Raw genomic sequence first — 18,634 nt, 5'->3', positions numbered from 1 at the left:
TTAGCGCCGATGGTAGTGTGGGGTTTCCCCATGTGAGAGTAGGACATCGCCAGGCTCATATTTAGCACCAAGCGCTAACCAATGCGGAGCGGTAGTTCAGTTGGTTAGAATACCGGCCTGTCACGCCGGGGGTCGCGGGTTCGAGTCCCGTCCGCTCCGCCACTTATTGAGAAGCCTCGTCAGAAATGACGGGGCTTTTTTACGTTAGGAATAAACCACACTCCTACAACCCAGCGTCACCACCCAACGGCATCATCCCAGAATTTCGGCACGAAATATCTGGGATCTGCTGACGATGGAGAGCACAGTAGGGAGATCCCTGTTTTCACAGGGATGACGTGATTGGTATCCGTTGGTTCCTCTTTGTTTAAGAGTAGGCCGGTCTGTCACGCCGGGGGGCGCGCCAACGCAAGGTGGATAGGGAGACCCGTCCGCTCCGCCACGCTTTTTTGTTATAGAGAAGGAAGCCTCGTCAGAAATGACGGGGTTTTTTACGTTTTGTGAATATTCATTTAAGCCGACACGTTCGTATCGGCTTGAAATTTCTATGTTCTTTGTGCTGCTTTTTGCTTCAGTATCGCTTTCTCTGAATCAGGTAAATACGCGAGTTCTAATCCATTTATTTGAGCTTGGCGGATTTGATCTTGCGAAAGACCGGCTTGAGGAGCTGCCACTTCATATTCGTATGGAAGCTCAATGCCTTCAACCGCTGGGTCATCAGTATTTAAACAAGCAAGAACACCATGTTCTAAGAATTGCTTCAGAGGGTGATTCTGTAAGCTTTCAACAGTGCTGGTTTGAATATTGGATGTTAAGCAAGACTCAATACCTATCTTATGCTCTGCTAAGTAATCCATCAGTTTAGGATCTTGAATCACTTTTACGCCGTGTCCAATGCGAGTTGCACCAAGATCTTTGATCGCTTGCCACATACTCTCTGGGCCTGCTGCTTCACCTGCGTGAACGGTAATGTTTAAACCAGAATCACGTACTTGTTTAAAGTGGCTAGTGAAGAGTTCACCAGGTTGCCCCAGTTCGTCACCCGCTAGGTCGACAGCAACAACGCTATCGCGTTGTGATAGGATTGCATTGAGTTCTTGCTGACATGCTTCTGTACCAAATGTACGGCTCATTATTCCGATAAGATTCGCTTTGATACCAAAGTCGCGAATACCAGTTTTTACACCATCGACAACGGCTTCTACAACGCCCTCAACAGGTAAGTTGTGTTTCATTGCCATGTAATAAGGCGAGAAACGCAGCTCCGTATAGTCGATTTGCGCGTTCAATGCATCTTCTACGTTTTCATAGGCTACGCGTCGGCATGCATCCAAATCGCCTAATACCGCTACACCCCAATCCAGTTTTGATAGAAATGCAACCAATGATGGTTCTGCTTCTACGATCTGCACATGAGGTGTTAAATCGATGATGTTGCTCGCAGGTAGTTTTACACCAAACTTGGTGCCTAAATCTAGGATAGTTTGAGTGCGTATATTGCCATCTAAATGACGGTGTAAATCCGTTAATGGTAGGCTCTTAGTTATCATTATCTATTCCCATTGTTTATCTGGGTGAAGTATAAGAACCAATGTGGCACGTGTCAGTAGCTGTTTGAGCTAAAAAGAGGCTAATTTTCTGCTTTTTTGTCTGATGTTAACTAAGTTTGTTGGCCATTCCTGATAAGGGATTGGCTTGCTAAACAAGAACCCCTGACCTTGTGGGCAATGTAGCTGATGTAATAAGTTGGCCTGTTCCTGTGTCTCTATTCCTTCAGCAATCAGATGTACTTTAAAGCCTTTCATCATGTTGATGATTGCCGCAACAATACTCTCTTCTAAATGCTCCTGGCTAAGTTGGACAACAAAAGCTCTATCAATTTTTAAACAGTCAAATGGTAGTTTATGTAAATAAGATAAAGAGCTGTAGCCAGTGCCGAAGTCGTCAATGGCAATATGTATCCCCAGATTTTTCAATGCAACCATGTTATCTAAGATGATTGGGTCGTTATCGACGATTTTCGATTCAGTGATCTCAAGTGCAAGATTACTTGGGCTGAGTTGTGTCACTTGCAGTATTTGTTCTAGCTGAGGTAAGAACTGACTGTTTGAAAGCTGACTAACTGACAAATTAACGTGCATACGGAAATCGTTAGCCCATTTACCTTCTTCTATCCCTTTTACTGTGTCTTTACAGGCTTGGAGAAGAACGAGTTCACCAATTGTGTTGATAAGGCCACTTTCTTCTGCCACGGGTATAAATTCCGTTGGTGGAACCAGGCCGAGTTCGGGGGAAATCCAGCGAGCGAGAGCTTCTGCGCCCAATACTTCTCCGCTATTTAGGTCAACAATAGGTTGATAAAAAGGCACAAACTCCTGTTTCTCTATTGCGACTTTGAGTTGAGTAACCATTTGTGTGCGTTTACGGGATGCTCCCGCCATTTCCGGTGCGTAATAGCTAATACGAGTTGCATCTAATTTGGCATTACTTAAGGCGATGCTTCCGTTTCTTAGCCAGACGGTCATATTGCTGGAATCAAAGTTATGGACTATTCCGACCGATACGTTAACCGCTATCGGCTCATTCGGCATAGGATAAGGTGTTGCGAATAACTGAAGAATGCGACGTGCCTCAGCTTGAATTTCCTGCTCGTCCTGAAGCAAAGGTAGATAAAGAGCGAATTCATCACCGCCAATCCGGGCAATATAAGCATCGGATGCAAAAATGCTCTTCAGTCTTTGTGCTATCGCGATAAGCAGTTGGTCTGCGAGTTGATGTCCTAAGCTGTCATTAATATCTCTAAATTTATCAATGCCAATCAGCAATAGGCAGCCATTAAGCTTTTTGAGGTTACTACAGCTTTCAACCAGACCTTCTCGGCTATAAAGCTGAGTGAGAGAGTCGTACACCAATTGGGTTCGTAAGGCTTTAAATGATGCTTTTAGGTTATTTGCCATCTCACTAAAGGCATGGACGAGTAAGCTGGTTTCGTAAATATTACCAGACTTAGGCATTGGAGTTGTCCAATCACCCTGCGCTAAATGTTGAGCAGTAGACGCGGTCGAAGTGATTGGCGCGGTAATGCGATTAAAGGCGAAATAGCCGATAGCGATACCTAACATGCTGATCAACAATCCAATATACCAAGCGTTACGCTGGTTATAAGGCATCTCTCCGAGTAGCTTGGGCTCGGAAATAGAGACGCCGATATACCAGTGTAATCCAAACTCATCTTCAAAAGGTGTCACTTTGTTGAAGTAACGGTCAGCATTGATGTAAGTAACGAAATTTTCGTTTAAGTTGCCCGCAGATTGTTGCAACTGTTTGAAGTACCGTGCGCTGGCTTTGATGACAGGACTGGTGTTTTCTGTCGCCAGTAGGCGAGTACCTTTAGGGGAAAAGTTTGTCCCCCAAGACACGACTCCGCCAGCACTTGAATGAGCGATAAGGCGATGCTCTTGGTCAAAAATAAAGATATCTGCTTCTGTTTGCTGCTTCATCTCACGCAAGAAAGCGTTAAAGGTATCTATCTTGACATCGGTAACCGAAACGCCAACAAACTGCCCATACTGAAACACAGGACTCAATGAAGAGAGTGTAATGTCCTGACGCTCATCCGCGTTGGTATAAATTGATGACCACATCGGCTTGTGATTTTCAGCGATCGGGATATACCAAGGACGAATTCTCGGATCATAACTTTCTATCACTGAGCGAATGTCATTACTAATGGTTTCGTTTTGATAAATAACTAATTTGTTCTGTGTTCTTCTATCTTGCACCATCAAAGTATAGTTTTGTTCGCGCTCTTTTCTGAATCCGACGTACTCAGCATTAATGCCACCAAATCCAATCACATCCATTTGTGAAATAGATGGATAAAGTTGTGAAAAATTGGAAAGGAAAAAGTCTTCGATTTTTTTCGTATTTCCTTTTACGTATAGCTGGTTGAAGCCAATATTGTGGCTCAACGTCAAATTTGCGAGAAAAGGTTCTTCGAGGAAGTTATCGAGGCGCTGTTCTACGTTATTGGTGAGATAAGTCAGTTGTTTATTACTGATATCTTGAACCATTTGTTCGTAGTTGGCTTTTTGCACAAAAGCAATCACACCGAACGTGACCATAAAAATGATCACGAACGGTAGTAATACAGCCGTTTTTAATTTTATTTGCTTCTTAAAAGGCATATCCCTGATCTTAATAAAAGCACTGTTCCTATGCTTACAGAATATCGCTCTTCAGAATCAATATAGCTCTTGAGGATCAATATAGCTCTTTGAGTTTCCTGGTCAGCGTGTTACGACCCCAGCCTAGTACTTTTGCTGCATCTTGTTTATGACCATTGGTATGATGCAGCGCTGCTTCTAGAAGTATACGTTCGAATTCAGGTAACGCGTACGAAAGAATTTCCGTTTCTCCCGAAGCGAGTGCTGATTTTGCCCATGACTCTAATTGTTTCTGCCAACTAGTGTCATTTTCAAAGTCAGCGTTCTTCTTCTCTGAAATCAGTTCTGATGGCAGATCACTTGGTAGTACTTCCGAACCACTGGCCATAACGGTTAACCAACGACACATGTTTTCTAGTTGGCGAACGTTACCTGGCCATTCTAAGCGGTTAAGAATTTCTACTGCTTTAGGATGAAGAGTTTTCATCTCTACACCGAGCTCTTTAGCGGCAAGGGCGAGGAAATGTTGAGTGAGCTTTTCGATATCTTGACGGCGTTCACGTAACGATGGAATTTGAATACGTATTACATTCAGACGATGGAATAGGTCTTCACGGAATTTGCCCTGATGAACCAGTTTCTCTAGATTTTGGTGTGTGGCTGCAACGATTCGAACATCGACCTTAATCGCAGAGTGACCACCTACGCGGTAAAACTGACCATCAGCTAATACTCGTAGCAAACGGGTTTGAATATCGAGTGGCATATCACCGATTTCATCAAGGAACAATGTACCACCGTTTGCTTGCTCAAACCGCCCTTGGCGTACGTTGTTTGCCCCTGTAAAAGCCCCTTTTTCGTGGCCAAACAGCTCTGATTCAATCAGGTCTTTAGGAATCGCAGCCATGTTGAGCGCAATGAATGGCTTTTGAGCACGCGGGCTGTGGCGATGCAAAGCATGTGCGACCAACTCTTTACCCGTACCGGATTCGCCGTTAATCAATACTGAAATTGAAGAGCGGGATAGGCGACCGATAGCACGGAAAACTTCCTGCATGGCCGGTGCTTCACCAATGATCTCTGGTGAGTCATAGGACTGTTCAAGTTGGGTCGACTGCTCTTTACGCTGTTCTTGTCCATGCGCAATAGCACGTTCAACCAGAGTTAATGTTTCATCAACATCAAAGGGTTTAGGGAGGTACTCAAACGCGCCTTTTTGGTAAGCGTTTACCGCAGCGTCCAAATCAGAATGAGCGGTCATGATGATGACAGGCAGTTCTGGTGAGCGTGAGTGTACTTGGTTAAGCAACTCAATACCGTCAATACCCGGCATACGAATATCGGAAACTAACACATCAGGCGTTTCACGCTCTAGTGCCATTAAAACACTTTCTGCATCGGAAAAGGTTTCACATTTGATATTGGCTGATGAAAGGGTCTTCTCCATAACCCAGCGGATAGAACTGTCGTCATCGACAACCCATACGTATCCTTTACTCATAGTTTCATTCCTTAACAGCAAACGTGTCTAAATAGGTAAATAAATGGTGAATGTGGTTCTGCCCGGCCAGCTTTCTACTTCAATTTTTCCATTATGTTGGTCAATTAGGTTTTGAGATATTGATAGACCTAAACCTGTCCCGCCCTCTCGTCCACTGACCATGGGATAAAATAAAGTATCTTGCAGTTCCATCGGGATGCCAGGACCGTTATCAATAATCTCTATTCTGGCCACCAACTTATGTCGTTGGCCTTGAATCGAAGCTTGATGGACAGTCCTGGTTCGCAGCGTGATCTGTTGATGTTTCTGATGGGATAAAATTTGTGCTGCGTTGCTGACGATATTAAGTAGTGCCTGCTCAATTTGATCTGTGTCCATGATGATATCTGGCAGGCTAGGATCGTAATCGCGCTCAATGACGAGATCTGTACCGCCTTCCAGTTCAACGAGCTGACGTACTTTTTCCAGAATCAAATGCAGGTTTTCCGATTTCTTTTTACCCGGCTTTTGTGGGCCGAGTAAGCGGTCAACCAGTGCTCGTAAACGATCGGCTTGCTCTATAATGATTTGGGTATATTCGGTCAAACTTTGATCCGGCAACATGCGTTCTAAAAGTTGTGCTGCACCGCGTAATCCACCTAATGGATTCTTAATTTCATGGGCTAAGCCACGAACCAGCAATTTCGCTGCTTGTTGTTGAGCATGCTGGTTGAGTTCTTGTGTGAGGCGTCTTTGCTGACCGATACGGCGCATTTCGACCAATAAGTACAACTCTTTTTCCCAAGACATAGGGCTAACCGTGACTTCAAGCATCAGTGGTTTGCCTTCGACAACAAAAGTGACGTCACTATCAGTAATGCTTTGTCCGCTCTGTAAGGGCTGAGTGAGCAGAGCCAAATCCATGGAAGCATGTTGAATCAGTTTGGAAAGTGGCTGGTTGGTAATACGTTTAGCGCTTTGTGAGAACAGTTGCTCGGCGGCTGGGTTTGCATAACGTACGCACAACAATTCGTCCAACATTAAAGTGGCCGTTACGACGTTGTTTAAAATAGTGTGGCTCAGTTCTGCATTCACAGTTTCTTCCTTGTCCGTGTTCCAAAATAATGCAATGCACCTTTTTGGTGCACTGAAATGTCAAGTATGGCGCAACGGTATGCAAAGAAAAAGAAAAACTCTTTGAGATATCAGGCTAATTAGTCGCTCATCGACTAATTCACGGACGCCCGATGCAGGTACACCGTTACTACTGAGCTAGATGCAATAACCTTGCCGTTTCCAACTATCTGAATTGAATAGCGATGAGTGCCTCGATCTAAATTATTAAGCTGCCACACTGTTTTGGTGCTTGGTGCACCAATGGGCTGTCCATCCATCAACAATTGTAGTTGTTCTGTATCGGAAAGCGCTCTGCTTAAGGTGATATTTATCTTTATGTCACCGTTATTGCTACGAATAGTCTCACCATCTCTGGGCGATAGCGTATTGATAATGGGTGGTGCGACTCTTTCTGCATTGTTTTTAGATTTAGGCTGTAGGGTGGATGGAGTATTAACGGATACAGTGCTGCTAGCGTCAGACTTTATACTGGGAATTGATCGCTTATCTGCATCTGGATGTGGGGTATCACTGAAGTTCTGTACACCCGAATCATCTACCCATATGTAGACTTCTTTGCTTGTTGCTGAAGATGTAACACTCAAAAGAAGTAGACAAAATGCTCTATTTTTCAATCTGCTCTCCGATACGTTGTAGACCGAAATGGCATGCATCATATTAAAGAGTATTCGCTAGCTGAGAATAGAAAAAAGGCCCGCCTGCGAGGCGAGCCTGATATATCGTTAAAGCGAATGCTTATACTGATGAGTTTCTTATACTGAGTAGTATAGTTCGAACTCTAGTGGGTGAACGGCTACGTTCACGCGTTGTACGTCTTTTGTCTTCAGCTCAATGTATGAGCTGATGAAGTCATCAGAGAATACACCGCCAGCGGTTAGGAACTCACGGTCATCATCTAGGTATTGCAGAGCTTGTTGTAGAGATTCTGCAACTTTTGGAATCTGTGCTTCTTCTTCTGCTGGTAGATCGTACAAGTCTTTATCCATAGCTTCGCCTGGGTGGATCTTGTTCTTAATACCGTCAATACCAGCCATTAGCATTGCTGCGAACGCTAAGTATGGGTTTGCTGCTGGATCAGGGAAGCGAACTACGATACGACGTGCTTTAGGGCTTGGTACCACTGGAATACGGATAGACGCAGAACGGTTACGTGCTGAGTAAGCAAGCATAACTGGCGCTTCGTAGTGAGGAACCAAACGTTTGTACGAGTTAGTTGATGGGTTAGTCAACGCGTTCAATGCACGAGCGTGTTTGATGATACCACCGATGTAGTAAAGTGCCATTTCAGATAGGCCGCCGTACTTGTCACCAGCGAATAGGTTAACACCGTCTTTCGCTAGAGATTGGTGAACGTGCATACCAGAACCGTTGTCGCCAACGAGTGGTTTAGGCATGAACGTCGCTGTTTTACCAAACGCGTGAGCCACGTTGTGAACAACATACTTGTAGATTTGGATTTCATCAGCTTTTGCTGTTAGCGTGTTGAAACGAGTTGCGATTTCGTTTTGACCCGCCGTTGCCACTTCGTGGTGGTGCGCTTCAACAACCAGGCCCATTTCTTCCATGATTAGACACATAGCAGAACGTAGATCTTGAGATGAATCAACCGGAGCTACTGGAAAGTAACCACCTTTAACGCCTGGGCGGTGACCTTTGTTACCGTCTTCGTAGTCAGAACCTGTGTTCCATGCCGCTTCGATGTCGTCGATCTTGAAGAAAGAGCCAGACATGTCAGTTGAGAATTTAACATCGTCAAATAGGAAGAATTCTGGTTCTGGACCAACGAGAACGGTATCTGCGATACCTGTTGAACGCATGTACTCTTCAGCGCGTTTCGCGATAGAGCGTGGGTCACGGTCATAACCTTGCATTGTTGCAGGCTCAAGGATGTCACAACGGATGTTTAGCGTTGATTCTTCTGTGAATGGGTCTAGCACAGCGGATGCAGCGTCTGGCATCATCACCATGTCAGATTCATTAATACCTTTCCAGCCAGCAACTGATGAACCATCGAACATTTTGCCATCTTCGAAGAAGTCTGCATCAATTTGGTGAGCAGGGATCGAAATGTGTTGCTCTTTACCTTTTGTATCTGTGAAACGTAGGTCCACAAACTTAACTTCGTTTTCTTGAATCAGCGATAGTACGTTTTCTACTGACATCTCGGATAACCTCCAGTGTTAATAAAGCGATTTGGGCTCGAATTAAAATTAGTTTGTGGCATCAACCTGTGCTCAAACCCATCTTAATTGATGTTGGTCACATACTTGCGATATTCGTGCCAAACATTTTAGCTTATACATATCAATGCGTTGCGAATGGTATGTTTTTTTTGGTGCTTTCTGCTGCACCAAAAAGATCCTTTGTTGAACTAAACTGGTGCATCTGCCAGTGCAGTGCACCAATTTCTATCAAAGCGTACACTATTCAGACAATGATTCATCCACTTTTTTTGACCATATGAACTTTAATTTGCCACGGTTTGTTTAAAATCAGTTTAACGACTAGGCTCTATAGAGTGAAAATCAGCGTGATGGATCACATATTCCTAGGTTTTTCGCCAAAATCTGGTACATTATTGCCCGTTTTTTGAACCGGTTTTTATTAACCGAATGAAAGGCTACGTCTTTATATCCCATAAAGGCGGGCCGTTTTGTGTATATAAGTGAAGCAAATTCCATGGCTACTCCACAGATAGATAAATTAAGAAATATCGCGATCATCGCGCACGTTGACCACGGTAAAACAACCCTTGTTGATAAACTACTCCAGCAGTCTGGTACGTTAGAATCACGCGGTGACATCGAAGAGCGAGTCATGGACTCGAACGATATCGAAAAAGAACGTGGCATTACGATTCTTGCTAAAAACACAGCAATTAACTGGAATGACTATCGCATCAACATCGTAGATACTCCGGGACACGCGGACTTCGGTGGTGAAGTTGAACGTATCATGTCTATGGTCGATTGCGTATGTTTGATCGTTGACGCTGTTGACGGTCCAATGCCACAAACTCGTTTCGTAACGCAAAAAGCGTTTGCTCACGGCTTGAGACCGATTGTTGTTATCAACAAAATCGACCGTCCTGGTGCTCGTCCTGACTGGGTTATGGACCAAGTGTTCGACCTATTCGACAACCTGGGTGCAACTGACGAACAGTTGGATTTCCAAGTGGTTTACGCTTCAGCTCTTAACGGTTGGGCAACGCTTGAAGAAGGCACAACTGGCGAGAACATGGAGCCATTGTTCCAAGCTATCGTTGATAACGTTGAACCACCACAAGTTGACCTTGAAGGTCCACTGCAAATGCAGATTTCTCAGCTTGATTACAGCTCATATGTCGGTGTAATCGGTGTTGGCCGTGTTACTCGCGGTACAGTAAAACCAAACCAACAAGTGACAGTGATTGGCGCTAACGGTAAGAAACGTAACGGCAAAGTCGGCACAGTTCTAGGCTATCTGGGTCTGCAACGTTCTGAAACAGACCTAGCAACTGCGGGTGATATCGTTGCGATTACCGGTCTTGGCGAGCTTAAAATTTCTGACACTATCTGTGATGTGAACGCAGTTGAAGCTCTTCCAGCACTGAGTGTTGACGAACCAACCGTTACGATGACTTTCCAGGTAAACAACTCTCCGTTTGCTGGTAAAGAAGGTAAGTTTGTGACTTCACGTAACATCCTCGAGCGTCTTGAGAAAGAATTGGTGCACAACGTTGCATTACGTGTTGAACAAACTGACGATCCAGATAAGTTCCGTGTGTCTGGTCGTGGTGAACTTCACCTGTCTATCCTGATTGAAAACATGCGTCGTGAAGGTTTTGAGCTCGCGGTATCTCGTCCTGAAGTTATTCTGAAAGAAGAGAACGGTCAGCTAATGGAACCGTTTGAAACGGTAACGATCGACGTTCAAGAAGAGCACCAGGGCGGTATCATGGAGAAAATCGGCATGCGTAAAGGCGAGCTGAAAGATATGTCTCCAGATGGTAAAGGTCGTGTACGTCTTGACTTTATCATGCCTTCGCGTGGTCTGATTGGTTTCCAAACCGAGTTCATGACTCTGACTTCGGGTTCTGGTCTTCTTTACCATACGTTTGATCACTATGGTCCACACAAAGGTGGCGATATCGGTCAGCGTGTTAACGGCGTACTGATTTCTAACGGTGCGGGTAAAGCACTGACCAACGCACTGTTCAACCTGCAAGATCGTGGTCGTTTATTCATTGGCCATGGTGTGGAAGTTTACGAGGGTATGGTGATCGGTATTCACAGCCGTGACAACGACCTGACAGTAAACCCTCTTAAAGGTAAGCAGCTAACTAACATGCGTGCATCAGGCACGGATGAAGCGCAGGTACTGACTACGCCAATCACCATGACGCTAGAGCAAGCACTAGAGTTCATTGATGACGACGAGCTAGTAGAAGTAACACCAGAGAGCATTCGTGTTCGTAAACGTCACCTGACTGAAAACGATCGTAAACGTGCATCTCGCGGTTAATTGATTTCTCACTGTTAACGTTTCTAAAGCCCTGAACTGATAAAGTCCGGGGCTTTTTCTTTTTAGCGTATTCTATGCCAAAATAACCTTGCAAATTAATAATGAATCAATGGGTTAAGCAAATATTCTCAGCATCGCTTAAAATGAACAGGTGATGTGAACGGTGACCTTTTTAGGAGAGCGTGTTGAACTTACACTACTTAGCTAAGCAGAGTTTGGCGTTTAGTCGTTATCTGCTTTTGAGAGTCAAACATGACAGAGTGAATGTAAACGCGGGTTATCTGGCTTACATCACTTTGCTTTCTATTGTACCGATGTTCACGGTGTCCCTCGCGATCATGTCATCTTTTGAGATTTTCGCTAATGTCGGAGAAGTTCTGCAAGACTTTGTGATAGAGCATTTTGTTCCTGCCGCCGGAGTCGCTGTGCGTACTGCTCTATCAGAGTTCATTGCCAACACGGCGAAAATGACCGCTGTTGGTGGTGTCTTCTTGTTTGTTGCCGCGCTGATGCTGATTTCTAATATTGATAAGAATCTGAACTATATATGGCGGGTGAAGAACAAGCGCCGTGTTGTGTTCTCCTTTTCTATGTATTGGATGATATTGACGCTAGGACCGCTGTTATTGGGTGCAAGTATTGCGATGACGTCGTATATCACTTCGCTGAAAATAGTCGATAGTGAGGCTCTGGTTGGCGTTTATAACCTGTTTTTGCGCTGGCTTCCATTCCTGCTTTCTTTTTTCGCTTTTTCCGGTTTGTACTTATTAGTTCCGAATAAAAAGGTCTATATTTATCATTCCCTTGTTGGCGCGTTGGTGGCTGCGGTTCTGTTTGAACTGAGTAAAAAAGCATTTGCTGCTTACATTACCCATTTCCCTTCCTACCAGTTGATTTATGGCGCACTGGCTGCGATACCGATTCTGTTTGTCTGGATATATCTGTGCTGGGTGATTGTGTTGATTGGCGCTGAAGTCACGGCGGCTTTGGGTGAGAGCGAATGCTGGAGTGAAGATGAAGACATGATACACTCTTGCTCGATTGCAAATAGTGACGATGAAGAGAACTCCAGTGATAGCGTTGATTCAACGAGTAAGTGAAGCCGCAGTACGTGTCGACGGTGAAATCGTCGGTGAAATTGAAAAAGGCTTATTAGTACTGTTAGGTGTTGAGCGCGAAGACGACGAAGCGAAAGCGAAACGTTTGATGGAGCGCGTGACTTCCTACCGAGTATTTGAAGACCAAGCTGGCAAAATGAATTTAAGTGTGAAAGATGTAGCAGGCAGTGTGTTGGTTGTCTCGCAATTCACGCTACCAGCGGATACGAAAAAAGGGACGCGCGCCGGTTTTTCTCGAGGTGCTCATCCTCAAGATGCAGAGCGCCTGTATGATTATTTTTCTGATTTATGTGAAATTGTTTTGCCAACAGCGCGAGGACGCTTTGCCGCAGACATGAAAGTTTCACTGGTCAATGACGGGCCTGTGACGTTCTGGTTGCAGGTATAATTTTTAGGAACGGACTCTATGTTTAAACTTATTACGCCGACTACGGATAATCAGCTCAATAAGTATTACCACTTCCGTTGGCAAATGTTGCGCGAGCCTTGGCGGATGCCTATTGGCTCTGAGCGCGATGAATATGACCCTATGAGTCATCATCGAATGATTGTCGATGGTAGAGGAAGACCTATCGCAATCGGTCGTTTATACATTACCCCAGACAGTGAAGGTCAGATTCGCTATATGGCGGTGAAAGCGACTCGCCGCAGCAAAGGTATGGGTTCGTTAGTATTGGTCGCTCTGGAGTCATTAGCGCGCCAGGAAGGGGCAAAGCGTCTGGTCTGTAATGCCCGCGAAGATGCGATCGCATTTTATGCCAGGAATGGTTTTGAGCGTCGTGGCGAACTGAACGATGAACGTGGGCCTGTCCGTCATCAACAGATGGTTAAACATCTCGACCCAATGGCAAATGTGTTACGTAAACCAGAGTGGTGTACGGATCTTCAGGAACGTTGGGCTACACAGATCCCTATCAGTGACAAAATGGGTATTAAGGTACAGCAATATACCGGTTACCAATTCCAGTGCTGTGCGCAAATAAACCCAAACCTGAACCCTCATAACACTATGTTTGCTGGCTCAGCATTTACCTTAGCAACCTTAACCGGTTGGGGGATGGCATGGCTTCTGATGCGTGAACGTGGCTTGGAGGGGGATATTGTGCTGGTGGATAGCAGTATTCGTTACCGCCATCCGGTGGTGCATAATCCTGTCGCTTCAACTTCTTTAGATGGTATTAGTGGTGATCTGGACCGCTTAGCTTCGGGGCGTAAAGCGCGTATTGTGGTGAATGTGAACATATCGAGTGGTGATGTCGACGCTGTTGCTTTTGTTGGCACTTATATGCTGATCCCTAATTATCATGAGATCCTTAAAAAAGCAGGTGCTCACTAAATGGCTAAGTTTAGTGAGAACAAGGTTGAATCTCTTGTTTATCGTCAAGTAAGTCATAACTTATCGTCTCACAGCCCTGAGCGACATTCATCTTAAATTGCCCTTCTTGAGGTGAAACTAAATCAAGTTGGGCAGAGATGTCTGCTTGCAACCCCGCGCCACTCAGCGCTGTCTTTGTCAGACTGATTCGTCCTCTGTCTGCGGTAAATTTTAGGTTATCCACGGCAAAAGGTTGTATGACCAATGCGTTGGGGCTTTGAATGGTCATAACACCATCGCGCAAGTTCGCCTTGAGTTCTCCCGAAATGGTATGGGCGAGCATGGAATAGTCACCGGCTAAGCCTTCAGCATTGATATCAAATTCAGCGGTAGCGTCAATTTTCACTGGCAGTTTGACGAAATGATGGATAACCGGAAACGGCAATCCATCAGCATGTGCGGTCAAAGACCAAGGTGCGCTAGGCTGGGAGAAATCCCAACTGGCATTGGCTTCAAGATAACCTTGTTCAAGCGGAATAAAGGCTCGGTCTAATTGCCACTGACCTTTTTCACTGCGCATCTCAATCACACCCTGTGTGCTGACTAACTCACCAATGCTTGCGCTGTTGGCACTGATGCTGAGTTCACCATTCCACAATCCCCACTGAGCGTTTTTGACCAGTTGAGTATTTGAACCTTCAACGGTCAAACCTGACAGTTGCCAAAAGGGTTTATTGATGAGTTGAATAAGTTGCAAGTTATTGATGTTTAAACTGTCTATGGTCAGATTGTTGAGCTGTGACCACTGCTGTGGTATCCAGGCGAGATCGTGTTGTGATTCTGCAAACCATTTAACACCGCTTACATTGAGCTGTTTAAAATGAAGGCTATCTGGTGTGACAGTTGCAGATAATTGTACACTGCCTTGCAACATTTCTGCTGAAAAATCGCTGATGGAAACGGCTTGGTCTGAAAAATCGAGCTTAATACTGGGTTCAATCCATTGTGTGCCTTTCCACGAAATGGAATCGGCATTTAACGACAAATAGCCTTTGTCTTGTTGCCAGCGTGACTTATTAAGGGAAAGGTTCTCCAACGATGCTGCTAGGTTCTCTAAAGTAAATCCCGCAACGCTAAGTTGGCTATTAAGAATATCTAAGCTGTTAATGTGACTAATGTATTTGATTGCTTGCTGCCATACTTTATCGGCGTTGCTGTTTAAGGATTCAGGCAGGCTTAAATGGCTGATGGTGGTATTGATGAGTGACCAGCCAGAGGCAAATTGTTCTGCCTGACCTGAAAAATCGCCACCTCGCCATCTAAATGAAACGCCATATACTGTGCTATCAGAAGGTTTGTAATCTGCATCAATCAGAATTTTATCGAAGGCTTCCCCATTCCAGTAAAATTGGTCCGCAGAGAGTTGGAGCTCGCCATAGGGCAGCAATTGCTTGTCATCGTTCCACAAAGGACGTTTAACCTGAAGATTGACTCCGCGCGCAATGAGTCCTTGTTGTGAAAAGTCGACATTGTGCAGAGCCAGTTGATTCAATTGCAGGTTGTGCAGGAAATTTGACCTAGGTAAACCTTGGGAGAAGTTAGCACTGTCGAGTAGTAGGCTGTCGATGACCAGTTTATCTTGTTTAATCAGTTTTTTGTTCAGCCAGATCTCCACTTTGGCAAATGAGATAGGCTGTTGGTCGGTTTCGATACTGACGTTGTGCAGAGTAAAGTGCACAGGATACTCATAATCAAGCTCAGAAAATGTAAGTCTATCTGGCCATAGTTGCTGAGTTAACCATTGAGCGGAAGGCGTAAAATACCGGGTGTGCATAATACCAAATACCACCAACGTTAATGTCAGTAGTAAGGCTATAATTCCAATCCCTAGTGCGAGCAGCTTTTTCATGGTTTTGTATCGGCTATACGGAACAAGCTAACAGCTTTGATCAAATATCAATTTGCTTCAACAAAAAAGCCCCTAAAAATAGGGGCTTGCTAAGTTTTTAAACGCTACGTTTTTTTAAACGCTATGGTGTTAGTGCTAGTCCAGTTGTGGACCTGCGGCAACCAGAGCTTTACCTTCCGCATTATCTGTATACTTGTCGAAGTTGTTGATAAAGCGAGTAGCAAGGTCTTTTGCTTTGCTTTCCCATTGGAGTGGGTCAACGTAAGTATTACGAGGGTCCAGAATTGATGGATCAACCCCCGGCAGTGCGGTTGGGATTTCTAAGTTGAAGATAGGAACGTGTTTGGTTTTCGCATCTTCAATCGAGCCATCCAGAATTGCATCAATAATACCGCGAGTATCTTGAATAGAGATACGTTTACCTGAGCCGTTCCAACCCGTATTCACCAGATAAGCTTCGGCGCCAACCGCTTCCATTCGTTTTACCAATACCTCTGCATACTGAGTTGGGTGTAGCGTTAGGAATGCTGCACCAAAACAAGCCGAAAAGGTCGGTGTTGGTTCGGTAATACCACGTTCAGTACCGGCAAGTTTTGCGGTGAAACCGGATAGGAAGTGGTATTTGGTTTGTTCTGGAGTCAACTTCGACACTGGTGGCAGAACACCGAAGGCGTCGGCAGACAAGAAGATAACTTTGTTTGCGTGACCGCCTTTAGAAACCGGTTTAACGATATTTTCAATATGATAGATCGGGTAAGAAACACGAGTATTTTCCGTTTTCGAACCGTCATCGAAATCGATCGAACCATCACCGCGCACGGTTACGTTTTCTAGTAGCGCGTCACGGCGAATAGCGTTGTAGATATCTGGCTCTGCTTCTTTTGATAGCTTGATGGTTTTCGCGTAGCAACCACCTTCAAAGTTGAATACACCGTCATCATCCCAACCGTGTTCGTCATCACCAATCAAGGCGCGCTTCGGATCGGTAGAAAGTGTGGTTTTACCGGTACCAGACAGACCAAAGAAAATAGCAACGTCGCCATCTTTACCCATGTTGGCCGAGCAGTGCATCGATGCAATGCCTTGTAGCGGCAGGAAGTAGTTCATCATGGCGAAGATGCCTTTCTTCATTTCGCCGCCGTACCAGGTTCCGCCAATAAGCTGCATTCTTTCGCTGAGGTTAAACACAGTGAAGTTCTCTGAGTTCAGACCTTGTTCCTGCCAGTTTCGATTGGTGCACTTAGCACCGTTCATTACCACGAAATCTGGCTTGAAATTGGCGAGCTCTTCATCGCTTGGGCGAATGAACATATTTTTGACGAAGTGTGCCTGCCAGGCCACTTCGGTAATAAAGCGCACACACAAACGCGTATCAGCATTGGCGCCACAATAACCATCAAAAACAAATAGACGTTTGCCGGAAAGCTGTTGGTTGACCTGAGCTTTCAAGTCATTCCACACTTCCTGACTAATCGGTTTGTTATCGTTTTTCGCTTGCTCTGATGTCCACCATAGCGTGTCACGAGTAGTGTCATCTTTAACGATAAACTTATCTTTCGGTGAGCGACCAGTAAAGATACCAGTGTCTACTGCTACCGCACCCAGTTCAGTGACTACGCCTTTTTCGTAGCCTTCCAGATCTGAGCGTGTTTCTTCGGCGAATAACACTTCATAACTTGGGTTATGTATCACTTCCGTGATATCAGTGATGCCGTATTGAGTGAGATCTAATTGTGCAGCCTTTGTATGTTCCATAACGGTCATAGGTGCTCCTTATAAGGATTTTGTAGGGATTTTAAATCATGTTGTAATTGTTATCTGCTAACCATGCTAACAACGGGTCTGGGAGAAAACAGGGAGATAGTTCAAAAATAATCCACTCATTTCCTGCGGTTTTAGGCGACTCGTCACATATATCAGCTTGAGTATTCTATCTTGGAGTTGGCGAGATAAGCCAGAGACAATCATTAATAATGGCTAGAAATTAAGTACAGCGTACGGTGCTTACAAGCCTTGATTTTATTGGGTTTTGATCACAAAAAAAGCCAGCTTTAGGCTGGCTCTAGTGCAGAATTTACGTGCTTGTTAATTCTAGTGAATTAATGCAGTGTTTTTTGCTCACTTTGCGCTTGTGAATACAATTCGGCAACTTGCGCCGAATCGAAAGAATAGGTGGTACCACAGTAATCACAGTGCAAAGAAACCGACCCTTCCTCGGCTAAGATGTCGTTTATTTCATCGCGAGAGATAGTCACAATTGCCGCGCCGCTGCGGTCACGTGAACAACCACAAAGGAACTCAACATCTTGAGGTTCAAATAGTTTTACTTGTTCTTGGTTGTATAGGCGGTAGAGCAACTCGTTGGCTTCAAGAGTGAACAGTTCTTCGTTTTTCACTGTGTTTGTTAGTTGCTCTAAATGCTCAAAATCTTCAGGTGAACCTGTGCCATCAGGTACAACTTGCAGTAGCATACCAGCAGCATGACGTTTGCCTTGATGCTCACCAGTACGAATCCACAAACGTGTTTTTAATTGTTCTGAACGCATAAAGTAGTTTTCAATCACTTGAGCAATGCTATCGCCTTCAAGCCCCACGACACCTTGGTAGCGCTCACCTTTTTTCGGTTCGATAGTAATCACTAAATGACCTTTGCCCATTAAATCGTGTAACCCCGCGTCGTCGGCAATGTCACCTTCCCAGCGAGCCACACCGCGAATACGCTGGTTATTATCTCCATTGATCACCACTAAAGAGACAGGGCCATTACCTTGCAACTGCAGGGTGATAGAGCCTTCGAATTTGAGTGTTGCTGTTAACAGCGTGGTCGCAACCAATAGTTCGCCCAACAATGCTTGGATGGGAACTGGGTATTCCTTACTGGTGATGATCTCTTGGTACGCTTTGTCTAGCTGTACTAGCTCGCCGCGAACGGATAAGTCTTCAAATAGGTAGCGATTTAATACGTTGCTCGCCTTTGCGCTGGTAGTCATAAGAAAGAATCCGGCT

At 44.9% G+C, this 18,634-nt stretch carries 13 protein-coding genes and 1 tRNA gene; 5 read left to right on the top strand and 9 right to left on the bottom strand.

Features of this window, described 5'->3' with window-relative positions; genetic code table 11:
• Positions 1-85: 85 nt before the first annotated feature.
• Positions 86-162: transfer RNA gene (locus tag ACK5MF_RS03075), tRNA-Asp, on the top strand.
• Between the two features lie 383 nt (positions 163-545).
• On the opposite strand, the gene add is transcribed toward ACK5MF_RS03075, so the two are convergent.
• The 6 genes from add to glnA form a co-directional block, all read right to left on the bottom strand.
• On the bottom strand, positions 546-1,550 hold the full coding sequence (add, locus tag ACK5MF_RS03070) for an adenosine deaminase (RefSeq protein WP_416919260.1): 1,005 nt from the start codon (positions 1,548-1,550) through the stop codon (positions 546-548).
• Between the two features lie 69 nt (positions 1,551-1,619).
• Positions 1,620-4,187: an EAL domain-containing protein gene (locus ACK5MF_RS03065; RefSeq protein ID WP_416919258.1), complete on the bottom strand. Its 2,568-nt coding sequence runs from the start codon at positions 4,185-4,187 to the stop codon at positions 1,620-1,622.
• Between the two features lie 76 nt (positions 4,188-4,263).
• Entirely contained in the window at positions 4,264-5,667 is a 1,404-nt protein-coding gene (gene glnG / locus ACK5MF_RS03060; protein WP_416919256.1) for a nitrogen regulation protein NR(I), read from the bottom strand.
• Between the two features lie 27 nt (positions 5,668-5,694).
• Positions 5,695-6,741, bottom strand: coding sequence for a nitrogen regulation protein NR(II) (glnL, locus tag ACK5MF_RS03055; protein WP_416919254.1), 1,047 nt, complete (start codon positions 6,739-6,741; stop codon positions 5,695-5,697).
• A 134-nt stretch (positions 6,742-6,875) separates the two neighbouring features.
• Positions 6,876-7,397 carry a DUF4124 domain-containing protein gene (locus ACK5MF_RS03050; protein WP_416919252.1) on the bottom strand — a complete coding sequence of 174 codons (522 nt, stop codon included), beginning with the start codon at positions 7,395-7,397 and terminating at the stop codon, positions 6,876-6,878.
• A gap of 138 nt (positions 7,398-7,535) precedes the next feature.
• On the bottom strand, positions 7,536-8,945 hold the full coding sequence (gene glnA / locus ACK5MF_RS03045) for a glutamate--ammonia ligase (protein ID WP_416919250.1): 1,410 nt from the start codon (positions 8,943-8,945) through the stop codon (positions 7,536-7,538).
• A gap of 517 nt (positions 8,946-9,462) precedes the next feature.
• Here glnA and typA point away from each other — a divergent pair.
• The 4 genes from typA to ACK5MF_RS03025 all read left to right on the top strand — a co-directional run bounded on the left by typA (position 9,463) and on the right by ACK5MF_RS03025 (position 13,740).
• Positions 9,463-11,286 (top strand): translational GTPase TypA, encoded by a 1,824-nt coding sequence (gene typA, locus ACK5MF_RS03040; RefSeq protein WP_416919248.1) that lies wholly within the window; start codon positions 9,463-9,465, stop codon positions 11,284-11,286.
• A 185-nt stretch (positions 11,287-11,471) separates the two neighbouring features.
• The gene (locus ACK5MF_RS03035; RefSeq protein ID WP_416919246.1) at positions 11,472-12,386 is read left to right on the top strand and encodes a virulence factor BrkB family protein; all 915 of its coding nucleotides are present in this window, start codon (positions 11,472-11,474) and stop codon (positions 12,384-12,386) included.
• On the top strand, positions 12,358-12,792 hold the full coding sequence (gene dtd, locus ACK5MF_RS03030) for a D-aminoacyl-tRNA deacylase (protein WP_416919244.1): 435 nt from the start codon (positions 12,358-12,360) through the stop codon (positions 12,790-12,792). The genes ACK5MF_RS03035 and dtd overlap by 29 nt, the downstream gene beginning before the upstream one ends.
• 18 nt (positions 12,793-12,810) lie before the next feature.
• A complete protein-coding gene (locus ACK5MF_RS03025; protein ID WP_416919242.1) occupies positions 12,811-13,740 on the top strand; it encodes a YiiD C-terminal domain-containing protein in 930 nt (309 codons plus the stop codon).
• A gap of 10 nt (positions 13,741-13,750) precedes the next feature.
• Here the strand turns inward: ACK5MF_RS03025 and ACK5MF_RS03020 are convergent, their stop codons facing one another.
• From ACK5MF_RS03020 to hslO, 3 genes are all read right to left on the bottom strand, one after another.
• Positions 13,751-15,628 carry an AsmA family protein gene (locus ACK5MF_RS03020; protein WP_416919240.1) on the bottom strand — a complete coding sequence of 626 codons (1,878 nt, stop codon included), beginning with the start codon at positions 15,626-15,628 and terminating at the stop codon, positions 13,751-13,753.
• 135 nt (positions 15,629-15,763) lie between these two features.
• The gene (gene pckA, locus ACK5MF_RS03015) at positions 15,764-17,392 is read right to left on the bottom strand and encodes a phosphoenolpyruvate carboxykinase (ATP) (RefSeq protein ID WP_416919238.1); all 1,629 of its coding nucleotides are present in this window, start codon (positions 17,390-17,392) and stop codon (positions 15,764-15,766) included.
• Positions 17,393-17,727: 335 nt separating this feature from the next.
• Positions 17,728-18,618, bottom strand: a complete 891-nt coding sequence (gene hslO / locus ACK5MF_RS03010; RefSeq protein WP_416919236.1) for an Hsp33 family molecular chaperone HslO — start codon at positions 18,616-18,618, stop codon at positions 17,728-17,730.
• Between the last annotated feature and the right edge of the window lie 16 nt (positions 18,619-18,634).

The organism is Vibrio sp., assembly GCF_047973365.1.
GTDB lineage: Bacteria > Pseudomonadota > Gammaproteobacteria > Enterobacterales > Vibrionaceae > Vibrio.
Note: the sequence above shows the minus strand (reverse complement) of the source record. Positions and strands in the feature narration are given on the sequence as shown.